Genomic DNA, 12584 nt, shown 5'->3' on the forward strand with positions numbered 1-12584 from the left:
CGTGAAACAGCAGGTCAGCGCGGCAGAGTTCGCTCACGAGGTCGGAAAACTCGAGGTCAACCCCAACGGGCAGTACGGGTTCGTCGAACAGGCGACGGGGCTGCCCATCACCGCCGCCATCTGCGACTACCTGGAAGAGGACGAGAAATGACCGCGGAACTCGACGCGAGGATCCGGCTGGCACGGGACATCGAGCGGGGCGCCTCCGTGCTGTCCTCGCGGGTGGTCGAGGCGTTCCTGAACGTGCCGAGGCATCCGTTCGTACCGGCGTTCTACCGGTCCGAGGACGGGGTGCACCGGCCCTGGCGGAGCGGCGACGAGGGGTGGCTGCGGGCCGTCTACGCGGACGAGGTGCTGGTCACCGAGGTGGACGGGGTGCACGCCGAGGACGCGCCGGCCAGTGGGGTGGGCGGGGTGGCGACGTCGTCGTCGACGGCGCCGGGGCTGATGGCGGAGATGCTGGACGCGCTCGATGTCCGGCCCGGCGACCGGGTGTTGGAGGTCGGCACGGGGACCGGGTACAACGCCGCACTGCTCTGCCACCTCGCGGGGGCCGGGAACGTCACCACCGTCGACCGCACCGGGCGCCTCGCGGACACGGCGCGGGAGCGGCTGGCCGGGGCGGGCTTCGCGGCGGCCGTCGTGCGGCGGGCGGACGGCGCGGTCGGCTGCCCGGGCGGCGGGCCGTACGACCGGATCATCGCGACCTGTTCCGTCCGCCGCCTCCCACCGGCCTGGCTGGACCAGTGCGTGACGGGCGGGTTGATCGTCGCGCCGATCGGCAACGCGCTCGGCGGCGGCGCGGTGGCCTGCCTCACCAAGCTGCCCGACGGCGGCGCGGCGGGCCGGTTCCTGCACCGGCCCGCCGCGTTCATGCCCCTGCGGGCGGACGGGAGCCCGGCGCCGGCCCACGACGTCCCCGTCGCGGGCCGGCAACGGACGAGCGTCGTCGGCGCCCGCGTGCTGGACGACCACGGCTTCTCCTTCTGGGCGGGCCTGCGCCTGCCCCCGGCCGTCGTGCGCTCCGGTGGCACGCTCCACGACCCGAACGACGGCTCGACCGTCCACGTCCAGGACCATCCGGACCACCCCGGCCGCCCGTCCACCGTGACCACCGGCGGACCGCGCGACCTCTGGCAGATCATCGAGGCCGCCTACACCACCTGGCGCCGCCACCATCGCCCCCGCCGCGAGTGGTTCACCCTCACCGCCGCCCCGGGCGGCCCCCAACTGGTCACCTACACCACCCCGGACGGCGGGACGACGTCCTGCGCCCTCTGATCGAGCCCGGAGCACACTCCCGGGCAGCGGAGCGTCGGGCGGACAGCGTGACCTCGTGATCGGTCCGCCACGGCCTTCGGCACGATCCGCACCGGCCTGTGGACGCCCCGCGCCGCCGAGGCACCCGGCCGTCCGTGGCACGTGCTGAGCTCCCACGGATGCGCCTGGCTCCGCCACCGGCGCGGGTAGCCCTCCCCCCGATTGCCCGGCAGGGCTGACGGAGGCCGGCTTCCCGCACCCGGCTGTCCGAGCGGTGAGGCCTCTCCCGTCAGCTGGTTGCCCCCGCTCCGGGCTCAGTAGCTTTCGACGTCCGGGGCGGTGAACCAGCGGGCCTTGTAGGTCTTGTAAGGCAGCTGGAGGTCGGAGCGGACCTGCGTGTCGAGGCGGTACGACACGAGGTGGGTGGAGTAGAAGTCGTCGTCGGCCTGGGCGATGAGGAGGTCCTTGCCGTCCGGCGACAGGCTCATCGCCTTGATGCTGCCGAGGCCGTCCTTCGGTCGGCGGGGGGTGAAGCCCTTGAGGACGCCGTGGCGGGCAGGGGTGAAGTTCTCCTCCGGCGTACGGTTCGGGTCGGCCGTGTGGATGTCGAACTGGAAGACGTCGAGGTCGGTGGAGATCAGGAACGTTCGCGTGTCCGGCAGCAGGAGGAGGTCGTGCGGCCCGTCGCGCCAGTCGTCCTTGTAGCCGGGGACCTTCGGAGAGTCGCGCAGCCGGTAGACGGTCGGCTCCCCCAGCGGCCCGGCCCCGCTGTCCCCGACGGGGTAGCGGCGCAGTTCGCCGTGGACGGCCTTGAGCGGGGGGTCGTGGCGGACGCGGGGGAAGACGTTGGTGCCCAGCGCCCACAGGGACCTGGTCGGCTCGTCCCAGTGGAGCGCGTGGGAGGAGGGCAGCCGGAGCTGCTGGACCGGCCGGAGGCCGTCCTTCTTCGAGAGGTCGAAGACGCGCAGCCCGAGGTAGTCGCCTTCGCTGCAGGCCAGGACCAGGTGGGGGCCGCCGTGGCGGCCGGCGCCGCGCGGGATGAATTCGACGGCGTGCTCTCCGCCCGCCTGGTCGAACCGGTGCATGACCTTCTTGGCGGGGTAGGAGACGACACCGGCGAACGAGCCGACCAGCGCGGCGATCTCCGACCGGCTCGGGACGAACTTCCCGTCCGTCAGCGTCGTCGACTCCGAACCGTCGACGAGTCGGTCGCGCCACAGTGTCTCGACCGCTCCGTCGGGGCGGCGGCGGTGCACGAGCAGCTCGCCGTTGGCGGCCGTGAGGAACGGGCGTGCGAACGGGTCGGGAGGGAGTCCTCGGAGTGGGTTCTCCTGCTGGGGCGCCGGCATGGCTGCCTGTCCTTCCTGCCTGTCGCGACCTGCGCTGCGGGCCGCGCGGAATCCGGGAAGCGGTGCGGTGGTCGGGGCGGTGCGGGGGCGGAGCGGCGCGGTGTCACCAGACGAGGGACGGCCAGGAGGAGGCGACGGGGGCGGGGCCGGCGAGGATCGTGTTGCCCTTGTCGGAGTACTTCAGCGCCTGGCCTCCGGAGAAGAGCCAGTAGGCGCCCTCGATGTGGCAGATCGCGTCGATCTTCCCGGAGAACGGCTCGGGAAGGCGGAGCCAGTACGCGGTGATGGGGGCCGGCTCGCGCACCGGCCTGCGGCCCGAGTTGGGGAACTTCACGGCCTGGTCCCCGGAGAAGAACCAGTAGCCGCCCTCGTCGTGCACGCAGGCGTCGATCCCGGCGGCGAACGGCGCGGGCATCTCGGGCCAGTAGGTCGTCAGGGTGGCCATGGGGCGTACGAGGTGGCCGGCGGAGTCCGAGTTCGGGTACTTGAGGGCCCGGTCTCCGGAGAAGAACCAGTAACCGTTCCCGGCGTGCGTGCAGGCGTCGAGCCGGTGACGGAACGGCTCGGGCATCATCGGCCAGCGGACCGCCACGGGAGCCGGCCGGTACACCAGCCTGGTGCCCGAGTTGGGGTACTTGAGGGCCTTGCCGCCGGAGAACATCCAGTAGCCGCCCCCGTCGTGCGCACAGGCCTCGACGAACCCGTGCGTCCGGTCCCGTTGTTGCATCGGGCCATCCTCCCGGCGAACCTCCCCGAACCGCGCCGCCGAACGGGCGCTCCGACGATAGTGGAGGCACGCACGAACGATCTGAAGGGCGCACGAAACGCACGAAGGGGCGCACGGCGGCAGGCCGGGAGGCGCCCGTACACCAAGGACCTCTCCGTCGACTGGCCGACGTCCCCCGCGCGAGAACGAGCGAGCCGTCGCCGTGCGTACCCGGCGCGCTGTCGCGACCGTCGCCGGCGAGGGCAACAGGATCACCGTCCACTGGGCGCCTCCCAAGGCGCACTGATCGCACGGCTGGAAGCGGCACGTGCCCGACGCCCTGCGTCCGCGTCCGCGGTTCCGGGGGGCGAGTCCAGCCCCCCGGCGGCCCGCCGTACGCTCAACCGGACAGCGCGGCCGCCTTCCGCATACCGAGCCACTGCTCGGCGTCCCAGGCCTCGAACCGCTCCACCTCGGTGAACCCCAGCTTCGCCGCCAGTCGCATCGACGCGGCGTTGGCGCTCTGGGTGGTGAGGACCGCCGGCTCGCCGGGCAGCACGCCGGCGAGCCAGTCGAGTGCCGCCGCGCACGCCTCGGCCGCGTAGCCGCAGCCCCAGGCCTGCGGCAGGAACAGGTAGCCGAGGTCGAGCTTCCCCGCGGCGGCCGGGCGGCGGTGGCCCGTCGCCCTCCGGAGCAGGACCTGTCCGATCATCTCCCCGTCGAGCTCGACGACGAAGCTCCCGGCCCACTGCTCGGGCACCTCGGGCAGTTCGCGTTCGAGCTCCTCGCGCTGCCGGGGCCCACCGAGGTAGGCGTTCACCTCCGGTGAGGCGAGCAGCTCGATGAACGCGGCCCGGTCCCGGGCCTCGGGCTCGCGGAGCACGAGCCTGTCGGTCCTGATCGGTGCGGGAGGCCAGACTGTCGCCCCAAGATCATCCATTCGGACACGCTAGCAGGCGCCCGAACGGCCGGGCGAAGCTGCGTGACGGACACGTCGTCGCGGGGCGGAACGGGACGGCTGACGAGGTGTGGGGCGGCACCGGCCATCGGCGCCGCCCCACACTGCTGTTCGATCCCAGGGTGCCTCCTAGCCGCACTCGGACACGTTGATCTCCTTGCTCTGCGACGTGTCGACCGTCGGCTTGCCGTTGTAGTAGAAGGTGGTCGACGAGCTGATCTCGTACTTCCACGTCCCGGTGGAGCAGGGGTGGTCGGTCTCGGAGCGCAGCGTCCACGCCCCCTTGCCCTGTCCGGTGGGAATCGCACCGTTGTAGACGGTGCCGTCCGGCGCGGTCAGGCGGTACTTGGACTTGTTGACGTCACACCAGTCCTCGGCCCAGCCGAAGTTGCCGTCGACCTTGCAGTGCGAGAAGACGGTGGCCGTGATCTGGCCGAACTCCGTCTCCAGGCACAGCTTGGACTCCACCTCCTGCTGGAACCGCTCGCCCCAGACGTAGCTCCACTTGGCATCCGCCGCGCAGTAGCTGGTGGCCGCCGCATGGGCGGGCGTGGCGGCCACGAGCGGAAGCGCGGTGCTGGTGATCGCGGAGGCCAGGAGTGCGGACAAGCGGGCGAAACGAGTCACGGAGGTGTCCTTCCGGAGGTCAGATCATGTGCTAAGTGATGACCAAGAGCAATCACTTGACTCCATAAGGTAGTGGATCGTATGCGTGATCCACCACAGCGTCATGACCTCCCTCAAGTCGCCACATCCCGCGATGGTCGGGAGAGCCGCTTCATCGAGTTCAGTAGAATCCGTTGGGCCTTTCAGCAAACGATCCGATCCGGAGCCTCACCCGTGGACCCTGTTGTCACCGACCGGCTGGTGCTGCGTTCCTTCACCGAGACGGACCTCGACGACCTGCACGACATCCAGCGCCGCCCGGACGTGACCCGCTACCTGCTGTGGGACACCCGCACCCGGGAGGAGACCCGCACCGCGCTGGCCACCAGGATCACCCAGTCCGAACTCGCCGGGGAGGGCTCCAACCTCGCCGTCGCGGTGGAGCTGCGCGAGTCCGGGCGGCTCATCGGCGAGTTCAACCTCGACTGGCTGAGCGCCGAACTGGGCCGCGCCGAGATCGGTTTCGTGATGAACCCCGACCACGGCGGCCGCGGGTACGCCACCGAAGCCGGCCGCGAGGTGCTGCGGCTGGCGTTCGAACGGCACGGCTTCCACCGGGTGATCGGCCGGTGCAACGGCGACAACGGCGCGTCGATGCGGCTGATGGAGCGCCTCGGCATGCGCCGGGAGGCGTTCTTCGTCCAGGGCGAGCTGCTCAAGGGCGAGCGGGCGGACTTGGCCGTGTACGCGATGCTGGCCACCGAGTGGCCCGGCGCGGACGCCACCGCTCACGCAACTCCTGCCGCCCGGGCGTGACGTCGGGGAGTGACGCCCGCGCGTCGACATCCGGCTCCGACGCCGGCTCCGGGGCGCCCGCGTGCGGCAGGTCGGAGGCGGCGGGCGGTCAGTGCTCGAGGAGGGCGGCGCGGACGGCCCGTTCGACGTGGGCGGCGGTGTCGGCGTATCCGGCGGCGTTGGGGTGGGCCAGGGTGGTGCGCTTGTCGATCGCCGCGCAGTTCAGGAATGAACCCGGCCAGTGGGCCTCGGCGTTACCGCAGAGCCCTTCGACCCACCTGGTCCCCTCCGGCCGGCAGGCGTCGTGGCCCACGCTGGGGGCGTAGACGTCGACGTAGCGGTCGCCGAAGGCGTCCGAGACCCGCTGGATCGTGCGGTTCAGCTGCTTGAGGACGTCGTCGCGGAGCCAGTCGATGTCGTCGGCGGTGATCGAGCCCAGCTGGGTGAGGTCGCCGCCGGTGCAGGTGCGGCCCTTCTCCGGCAGGACGGCCGGGTAGCCGACCGTGATCACCTTGGCGTTGGGCGCGGCCCGGTGCACCTTGGCCAGCATGCCGATGAACTGGTCCTGGAGCCGGGCGAGCCTGTCCTGAATGCTCGCCTCGCCCTCGGGCGGATCGGTGTAGTGGCCGCGGCACGACCGGCCGGCCTGGCCCAGTTCGAGGCACTTGATGAGCATGACGCCGAACGGCAGGTCGTTGGCGCCGATCCCGATGGTGACGACGTCGGTGCCGTCGTCCAGTTCGGCTCGCGTGGTCTGCGGATCCACCGCGCTCCAGCCGCCGGCCGGGGGCTGGACCGGGCTGATCGGCGTCTGCCGGGCGGTGGCGATGTCGGCGACGGTGGCGCCGCTGCAACTGGCGTCGGTCAGCCGGACGGGCCTGCCGCCCGGCGGGGACTCGGCGAGCGCCCGGTCGACGAACTCGGGGTAGGCGTTGGCGGTGCGGTCGCAGCCGTCCCGTGACGCGTCGCCCAGCGCGGGCCGCGGCTCCCCGACGAACACACCGGTGGTGAACGAGTCGCCCAACGCGGCCCACTGGTACTTGTCGGACGCGCCGGCGAGGCCCGAGGGCAGGATCGCGGCGGCCGTCAGCCCCAGCCCGACGGCCAGGACGCGTGCTCGCGGGCGGGGGTCGGCGTGTCGCATGGATCCTCCGTGAGCTGGGAAGCCGGCCGGGCGGAAAGCGGCCCCGGGCGGAACGGACTTGGGCCGAGATCATCCATGCCGACGGCGCGCTCCTTCGGGAGACACGGGCCGACCACCCCTGTTCGGCCGCAATGCTCAGAGCATCCGGGTGGCCGCCGCTGTCATTGCGGGCGCATAACATGCCAACTCATGGCGATGTTTGTGCATTTGACGGCGACGGCGAACGCGCCGCGCATCCGGCGGTCCGGGATCCGGGCGGTGAGCCACGGCCAGGACGGCACGCGCGGGGTGTACTGCTTCCCGGTGCTGCCGTCGTACACCCTCACCCACCAGTGGATGCGCGAGCTGGGGCGGTTCGACAGCAGGGGCGGGCGGGTGGCCGTCCACGTCCGGCTGGACGACGCCCAGCCGGTGGAGGTCGGTCCGTACGGGGACCGGTGGCTGCAGCGCCAGCGGACCGTCCCGGCGGCGGAGGCGGTGCGGCGGATCGCGGCGCTGGACGACCCGCGCGGGTGGGAGGTGTTCGTGCCCCGGGCGATCAGGGCGGGGGAGGTGCACCGGATCCGCTCCGCGCCGCAGGTGGTCGGCTGGCGGTACCAGCCGGACGCCCACGGCACCCGCCCCTGCACCTGCTTCGGGTGCCAGGGGCGCGGCGGCTACGGGGCGCGGCGGCTGCGCGAGCGGCTGCCGCACCCGCTGGACGGTCCGCCGCCGCCGACCCGGGTGCTGCTCGCCAGGATCGCGGCGGCGGGCGAGCCGGGCGACCCGGCCCAACTGCGGGAGGCCCTCAAATGGTTCTGGATGCCCGGGCGCACGCGGGGCCCGGTCGACGAACTCGCCCGCCTCGCCGCGCACCCCGACCCCGGCGTGCGGGCGGTCCTGGTGTGGGCGGTCACCGCCTGGTCCACCCCCGGGGTCGGAGAGCTGCTGGACCGGCTCGCCGACGACCCGGACCCGGACGTCCGGGAGGCGGTGGCGGAGGCGAAGGAGGAACGCGCGGCGCGGTGACCGCCCGGGCCTCGCCAGCCGAGGTGGCCGAGGTGGTCAGTCCACGCCGAACCAGGGCAGGCACTCCCGCAGCCCCTCGATCTCCACCGGGACCGACCGGTGCTCCCGCCACTGCTCGGGGCCGAGGCGCAGCCGGCGGAGCACGGCGACCTGCTCGCGCACCACATGGTGCTCGATGCCGTCGTCGCGGTAGCCCAGCTTGCCCGACACCCCCAGCGACGCCGTGTTGTCGGCGTAGGCGCCGGAGACGGCGTGCCGCGCGGCGAGTCCGGCGAAGGCCAGCTGGAGAACGGCGGCGCGCATCTCGGTGCCCAGGCCCTGGCCGTGGTGCCTCCTGCCGAGCCACGAGCCGGTGCGGACCTCGCGACGGATCGCGAAGTCCCGGGCGCTGATGCCCTGGGTGCCCACCACGACGCCGTCGTGCAGCGCCACGAGGTTCAACTCCCAGTTCTCCGGCCGCCACTCGCCCCAGCAGCGCCAGTGGTACTGCAGGACGCCCCGGGCCCGCTGCTCCGGCGCGGCGTCCGTCCAGGCGACCGTGAACGGCTGCACGTCCGGGTCGTGCACACCCTCGGCGGCCAGCGACGCCAACGCGGCGAGCTCGTCGGGGCCGGGCAGCCGCAACTCCAACCGGGGGGTGGTCAGCCGCAGTCCGGCAAGCGGCCAGTGTGACGACATCAGGCTCATGGCCGGGAATTCTCCCCGTCTCCCGGCGCTGTGACCAGCGATTTTGTCCGGGTCGAAGGGTGGCTCGGGCCGGGGGATCGGCCCGACGCGGCTCAGCCGAGCCGGGCGAGGGCGGCGCGGCAGGCGGCGAGCAGCTTCTCGTCCTCCTCGATGCTGCCGGACCCGTCGACCCGCTCGGTCAGTTCCAGGTGCGCGCGCAGCAGCGGGGCGGCCGGGGTGGCGGCGGGGCCCATCCGTTCGAGGCAGGGCACCACGCGCCTGGCGGTGTACGGATTCCGCTCCCAGGCCGGAAGCAGGGCGCCGAGCACGGCCGGTGCCTCCGGTTCGCCGCCGATCTCCCAGAGCGCGGCGGCGCCTTGCACGCGGACCCACTCGTACGTGTGGTCCAGCAGCTCCCGCAGGCGCGGCAGCGCGGCGGCCGCCGCCGGGCCGATCGCGCCGAGCACGTCGGTGGCCCCGTCGACCCGGAACGAGATCCCGTCGTCCAGCAGGGCGAGGGCCGGCGGCAGCACCTCGTCCAGGTCCGCCCCGACCGCCCACAGCGTGGCGATCGCGGCGGGCGCCACGTTCGGGTCCGCCGCCGCGTCCAGCGCCGCCAGCTCCCGGATCACCGGCAGGGCGGGCGCCGCCGCCGGGCCGAAGCGCCGCAGCGCGCCCAGTGCCGCGCAGACGACCGTCCACCGCTTCCCCCGCACGGCCCGGTCGAGCACCTCCTCGACCGCGCTCAGCGCGGGCGCGCCCCCGAGGGGCCCCAGGGCGGCGAGTGTCCCGGCCACCTCCGACGTCATGTGCGGCTGCTCCGGATCGAGGACCCGCAGCCGCTCGACCAGCCCCGGAACCAACGGCTCCGCCGCCGCGTCCGGCAGGCACGTCACCACCTGCACCGCCTGCCAGGCGTCGGCCCCGCCGTCCAGGGCCGCCAGCAGCCCGGGCAGGGCCCGCTCGTCCCCGAGCCGCGCCAGCGCGAGGACCGCCTTCTGGTGGGCCCGGCGCAGCACGGGCGACTCGGCGGCCCAGACCTGCGGGCCGTGCCGCGCGCGCTGGGCGGCGACGAGGGCGGCCAGCGCCGGGCGGGCCGGTCCGGCGACCGGGTGGCAGTCGGCGAGGACGGCGGCGGCCTCGGCGACGACCTCGGGGTGCGGGTCGGCGAGCCGGTCGGCGATCAGGGTGACCAGCGGGCCGTGGTCGCCGCGCCGGGAGCGGATGACCTCCCCGCCCATCCGCAGGGCGTCCAGCCGGGCACCCGGGTCGCCGCTGCTCAGCTGCTCCGCGAGCAGCGCGGTGCGCGCGGAGAGGCGTGCGCCCAGGACCTCGTGGAAGGTGCGCAGCAGGTCGGTGACCGGCGAGTGGACCACCGACCGCCGGGCGAGGTCCTCGAACGCGGCGATGAGGTGGGCCGGCGCACTGCCCGCCCGGGTCGGGAACGCGGGTGCGGGGGCGGGTGCGGGTGCGGGCGTGGTGGCGTCGGCCGGGGCCGTCTCCTCGCGCAGCAGGGCGACGGCGCTTCGGACCGTCGCCTCGGCGTCGAACTCCGCTGCGCAGCGGGCCCGGTGGACCACGGCGGCCAGTCGGGTGGCGGGGTCGAGCGCGCGGTCGTCGGCGAGCGCGCCGAGCCAGGCCCTCGCGGGCGCCGTCGTTTCGGGCCTGCGCAGCGCCAGGTCGGCCGTCGCCTCGACCAGCCGCAGCCGTTCGACCACCCCCGGCTCGGCGGGCAGCCGCTCCCGCAGCACCGCGACGGCGCGCTCCGCATCGTCGACGAACAGCCCGAGCGCGGGTATCGCGGCCCGCCGTACCAGCGGGTCGCCGTCCGCGGCGAACCCGATGAACGCCTCGGCCCGCTCCCGCATCATCCCCAGGGCCTCGAAGTGCCCCGAGAGGTCGGACGCGTCCTCTGCCGTCCCGCCGACCGCGTCCGCCGAACTGCCGATGCTGACCAGCAGTTCGACCACCGCCGCCCGCCCGGCCACAGCCCCGTCGCCCGCCAACGCGAACAGGAACGGCACGCTCGCGGCCGTGCACCGGTACACGTCGCCCTGGTGGTGCACGGCGCTGTAGAACCTGCTGAGCGCGCCGCTCCACTCCTCCTCCTCGGGCGAGCCGAGCTCCCGCAGCAGGCCCGGCACCTCCTCGGCGGTGCCGTAGGCGTGCTGCATCCGCGCCCAGTCGAGCGCGTCGAGCCCATCGAGTCCATCCACCATGCCCGCCACTCTGCCCGCCCCCACTGACACCCGGGGCGTTCGTCAGCCGCAGGCCGTCGCCGCCCCCTCGGCCTCGGCGTCGGTCGTGACGACGTAGACCTCCCAGGGCTCCTTGCCGGGGCCGTGCACCCAGACCTTGTCCTGGACGGCGTAGCAGCAGGAGGTGTTGCTCTCCTCGGAGGTCGCCAGCCCGGCCTCCCGGAGACGGGCGGTCGCGGCGGTGACCACTGCCCCGCACAGGAAGTCGGCCCGCCCGACTTCCGGTGCGGGCGTTCGAGTTCCACCCTCGGTCCCGGGAAGTGGATCGCCCTCAGGGACGCGGCCCTTGGCCACGCCGAGCTGTTCGAGTCCTGGTGGGAGCGGTACGGCACCGCGTGAGGAACGACATCGGCAGCACGCTGCGGGACCTGCGACAGGCCGCCGGGAAGGAGGCCAGGGCAGTCGCCCCCGGCCGTCGTGCGGTCCGGTGGCACGCTCCACGACCCGAACGACGGCTCGACCGTCCACGTCCAGGACCACCCGGACCACCCCGGCCGCCCGTCCGCCGTGACCGCGAGCGGTCCGCGCGACCTCTGGCGGCTGGTCGAGACCGCCCACACCACCTGGCGTCGCGACCACCGGCCGTGCCGCGAGTGGTTCACCCTCACCGCGACCCCGGCGGCCCGCAACTGGTCGGCTACACGGCCCCGGACGGGGAGACGGCGTCCTGGGTGCTCTGATCGGCGGCCGTGCCGTGGGCGAGTTCGAGGCCGAGGCGGGTGGGGTGGTGGTGGACGGTCTGGCCGTTGCGGATGGTGGCGATGAGGCCGGCGTCGCGCAGGACGGAGGCGTGTCGTGAGGCGGCGGCGGGGGAGACGCCGAGGGTGGCGGCGAGCCGTCCGGTGGTGAGGGCGGGGGTCCGGGCCACGGCGACCAGGGCCGCCGCCCTGGTCGTGCCCAGCAGGGACTGCAAGGCCCGGGGCGGCGCGTGGAGTTCGGGGTCCCGGGTGAGGGGGGTGGCGGCGGTGGGGTAGCTGACGATCACCGCGTCGGCGAGCGGGTTGAAGGTGATGCCGGTGGCGAGCGCGGAGGGCTGGAAGATCAAGGGCCGTCCTTCGAGGGAGTCCACGGAGTCGACCCGGGTGTTCAGCCGCAGGTGGCGCCCGTCCCAGTCGACGGACGGGTGGATCGAGCGCAGCAGGCCGTCCGGGCCGCCGACGGCGGCGTGGGCCCGGGTGGTCGCGGAGGCGGTGGCGACGAGGGAGGAGATGCGCCGGCGGTAGGGGTCCAGCGCGGTGGCCCGCAGGCCGGCGAGGATCCGGTCCAGCGCGGTGGCCGCCCGGGGGTTGCCCTCGGCGAGTGCGCGGGTGAACGGCGTCAGCGCGGAGGACCGGGCCAGGTCCCGCAGATGGGCGACAGCGGGCGGGGAGGCGGAATCGACCGGCGCCGGCGCGGGCTGCACGGCCTCGTCGAAGAAGGCCGGCAGGTAGAGGTCGGTATAGAGGTCGAACAGCCGGTTGTGCCGCGGGTTCCAGGCGCGGGCGACGTCCAGGCGCCACGCCGAGAGCTGGCGGCCGGGCGGCCTGACGACCAAGTGCCGCCCGCTCAGCGCGAGTTCGTAACCGAAGTCGGGCGATTCGGCGACCCGTATCCGGTCGAGGTCGTCGGTCGTCAGACGGATCTGTATCAACGGGGCATCCCTGGCGCGCTTCCTGGCGGTGCTGGCGTGGATCGCTCGATACGCTCGACGACGCTCGAAGCCTTTGCGTCCTCGCGCAAGAGCGTAGCCACCGCGCCGCCGGCAGGGGAGTGTTGGTCGCGACGAAGACATCCTGGACTCCGCCCAGGAGCGCAGTACGGCCGCGGGACCGATCGATTTCCCCGGCCCCCTGCC

The 12584-nt window shown here is 73.8% G+C and carries 12 protein-coding genes and 1 pseudogene; 4 read left to right on the forward strand and 9 right to left on the reverse strand.

Translation table 11 applies throughout. The features are described 5' to 3' along the window. Position 1: 1 nt before the first annotated feature. Together ABZW10_RS18900 and ABZW10_RS18905 are read left to right on the forward strand one after the other, a co-directional pair. Positions 2-151 carry a hypothetical protein gene (locus ABZW10_RS18900; RefSeq protein ID WP_355366652.1) on the forward strand — a complete coding sequence of 50 codons (150 nt, stop codon included), beginning with the start codon at positions 2-4 and terminating at the stop codon, positions 149-151. Then, on the forward strand, positions 148-1281 hold the full coding sequence (locus ABZW10_RS18905) for a methyltransferase domain-containing protein (protein WP_355366655.1): 1134 nt from the start codon (positions 148-150) through the stop codon (positions 1279-1281). Before ABZW10_RS18900 ends, ABZW10_RS18905 begins: the two co-directional genes overlap by 4 nt. A gap of 293 nt (positions 1282-1574) precedes the next feature. On the opposite strand, the gene ABZW10_RS18910 is transcribed toward ABZW10_RS18905, so the two are convergent. From ABZW10_RS18910 to ABZW10_RS18925, 4 genes are all read right to left on the reverse strand, one after another. Continuing rightward, complete coding sequence (locus ABZW10_RS18910; RefSeq protein WP_355366658.1) at positions 1575-2609, reverse strand: hypothetical protein; 1035 nt, start codon at positions 2607-2609, stop codon at positions 1575-1577. Between the two features lie 103 nt (positions 2610-2712). Beyond that, the gene (locus ABZW10_RS18915; RefSeq protein WP_355366661.1) at positions 2713-3336 is read right to left on the reverse strand and encodes a hypothetical protein; all 624 of its coding nucleotides are present in this window, start codon (positions 3334-3336) and stop codon (positions 2713-2715) included. Positions 3337-3715: 379 nt separating this feature from the next. Then, positions 3716-4255 carry a GNAT family protein gene (locus ABZW10_RS18920; RefSeq protein ID WP_355366664.1) on the reverse strand — a complete coding sequence of 180 codons (540 nt, stop codon included), beginning with the start codon at positions 4253-4255 and terminating at the stop codon, positions 3716-3718. 147 nt (positions 4256-4402) lie between these two features. Continuing rightward, positions 4403-4900, reverse strand: a complete 498-nt coding sequence (locus ABZW10_RS18925) for a hypothetical protein (RefSeq protein WP_355366667.1) — start codon at positions 4898-4900, stop codon at positions 4403-4405. A gap of 213 nt (positions 4901-5113) precedes the next feature. On the opposite strand from ABZW10_RS18925, the gene ABZW10_RS18930 reads away from it, so the two are divergent. Further along, the gene (locus ABZW10_RS18930; RefSeq protein ID WP_355366670.1) at positions 5114-5695 is read left to right on the forward strand and encodes a GNAT family protein; all 582 of its coding nucleotides are present in this window, start codon (positions 5114-5116) and stop codon (positions 5693-5695) included. Between the two features lie 88 nt (positions 5696-5783). On the opposite strand, the gene ABZW10_RS18935 is transcribed toward ABZW10_RS18930, so the two are convergent. Beyond that, complete coding sequence (locus tag ABZW10_RS18935; RefSeq protein WP_355366673.1) at positions 5784-6818, reverse strand: SGNH/GDSL hydrolase family protein; 1035 nt, start codon at positions 6816-6818, stop codon at positions 5784-5786. Between the two features lie 189 nt (positions 6819-7007). Here ABZW10_RS18935 and ABZW10_RS18940 point away from each other — a divergent pair, with 189 nt between their 5' ends. Then, positions 7008-7826, forward strand: a complete 819-nt coding sequence (locus ABZW10_RS18940; RefSeq protein ID WP_355366676.1) for a HEAT repeat domain-containing protein — start codon at positions 7008-7010, stop codon at positions 7824-7826. 36 nt (positions 7827-7862) lie between these two features. Here ABZW10_RS18940 and ABZW10_RS18945 read toward each other — a convergent pair whose 3' ends face one another. The 4 genes and pseudogenes from ABZW10_RS18945 to ABZW10_RS18960 form a co-directional block, all read right to left on the reverse strand. Beyond that, a complete protein-coding gene (locus ABZW10_RS18945) occupies positions 7863-8513 on the reverse strand; it encodes a GNAT family N-acetyltransferase (RefSeq protein ID WP_355366679.1) in 651 nt (216 codons plus the stop codon). A 92-nt stretch (positions 8514-8605) separates the two neighbouring features. Next, on the reverse strand, positions 8606-10711 hold the full coding sequence (locus ABZW10_RS18950; protein ID WP_355366682.1) for a HEAT repeat domain-containing protein: 2106 nt from the start codon (positions 10709-10711) through the stop codon (positions 8606-8608). A 42-nt stretch (positions 10712-10753) separates the two neighbouring features. Continuing rightward, positions 10754-10936: pseudogene (locus tag ABZW10_RS18955) on the reverse strand (glyoxalase/bleomycin resistance/dioxygenase family protein); the annotation flags it as partial. Positions 10937-11387: 451 nt separating this feature from the next. Next, on the reverse strand, positions 11388-12380 hold the full coding sequence (locus tag ABZW10_RS18960) for a helix-turn-helix domain-containing protein (protein ID WP_355366685.1): 993 nt from the start codon (positions 12378-12380) through the stop codon (positions 11388-11390). Positions 12381-12584: the final 204 nt, after the last annotated feature.

It is taken from the genome of Kitasatospora sp. NPDC004723 (genome assembly GCF_040609255.1).
Taxonomy (GTDB): Bacteria; Actinomycetota; Actinomycetes; order Streptomycetales; family Streptomycetaceae; genus Kitasatospora.

What these genes read in the sequence shown, in the direction of transcription:
- ABZW10_RS18905 (WP_355366655.1), top strand. Translation starts at nt 148, where the DNA reads ATGACCGCGGAACTCGACGCGAGGATCCGGCTGGCACGGGACATCGAG.
- ABZW10_RS18910 (WP_355366658.1), bottom strand. Translation starts at nt 2,609, where the DNA reads ATGCCGGCGCCCCAGCAGGAGAACCCACTCCGAGGACTCCCTCCCGAC.
- ABZW10_RS18915 (WP_355366661.1), bottom strand. Translation starts at nt 3,336, where the DNA reads ATGCAACAACGGGACCGGACGCACGGGTTCGTCGAGGCCTGTGCGCAC.
- ABZW10_RS18920 (WP_355366664.1), bottom strand. Translation starts at nt 4,255, where the DNA reads ATGGATGATCTTGGGGCGACAGTCTGGCCTCCCGCACCGATCAGGACC.
- ABZW10_RS18935 (WP_355366673.1), bottom strand. Translation starts at nt 6,818, where the DNA reads ATGCGACACGCCGACCCCCGCCCGCGAGCACGCGTCCTGGCCGTCGGG.
- ABZW10_RS18940 (WP_355366676.1), top strand. Translation starts at nt 7,008, where the DNA reads ATGGCGATGTTTGTGCATTTGACGGCGACGGCGAACGCGCCGCGCATC.
- ABZW10_RS18945 (WP_355366679.1), bottom strand. Translation starts at nt 8,513, where the DNA reads ATGAGCCTGATGTCGTCACACTGGCCGCTTGCCGGACTGCGGCTGACC.
- ABZW10_RS18950 (WP_355366682.1), bottom strand. Translation starts at nt 10,711, where the DNA reads ATGGTGGATGGACTCGATGGGCTCGACGCGCTCGACTGGGCGCGGATG.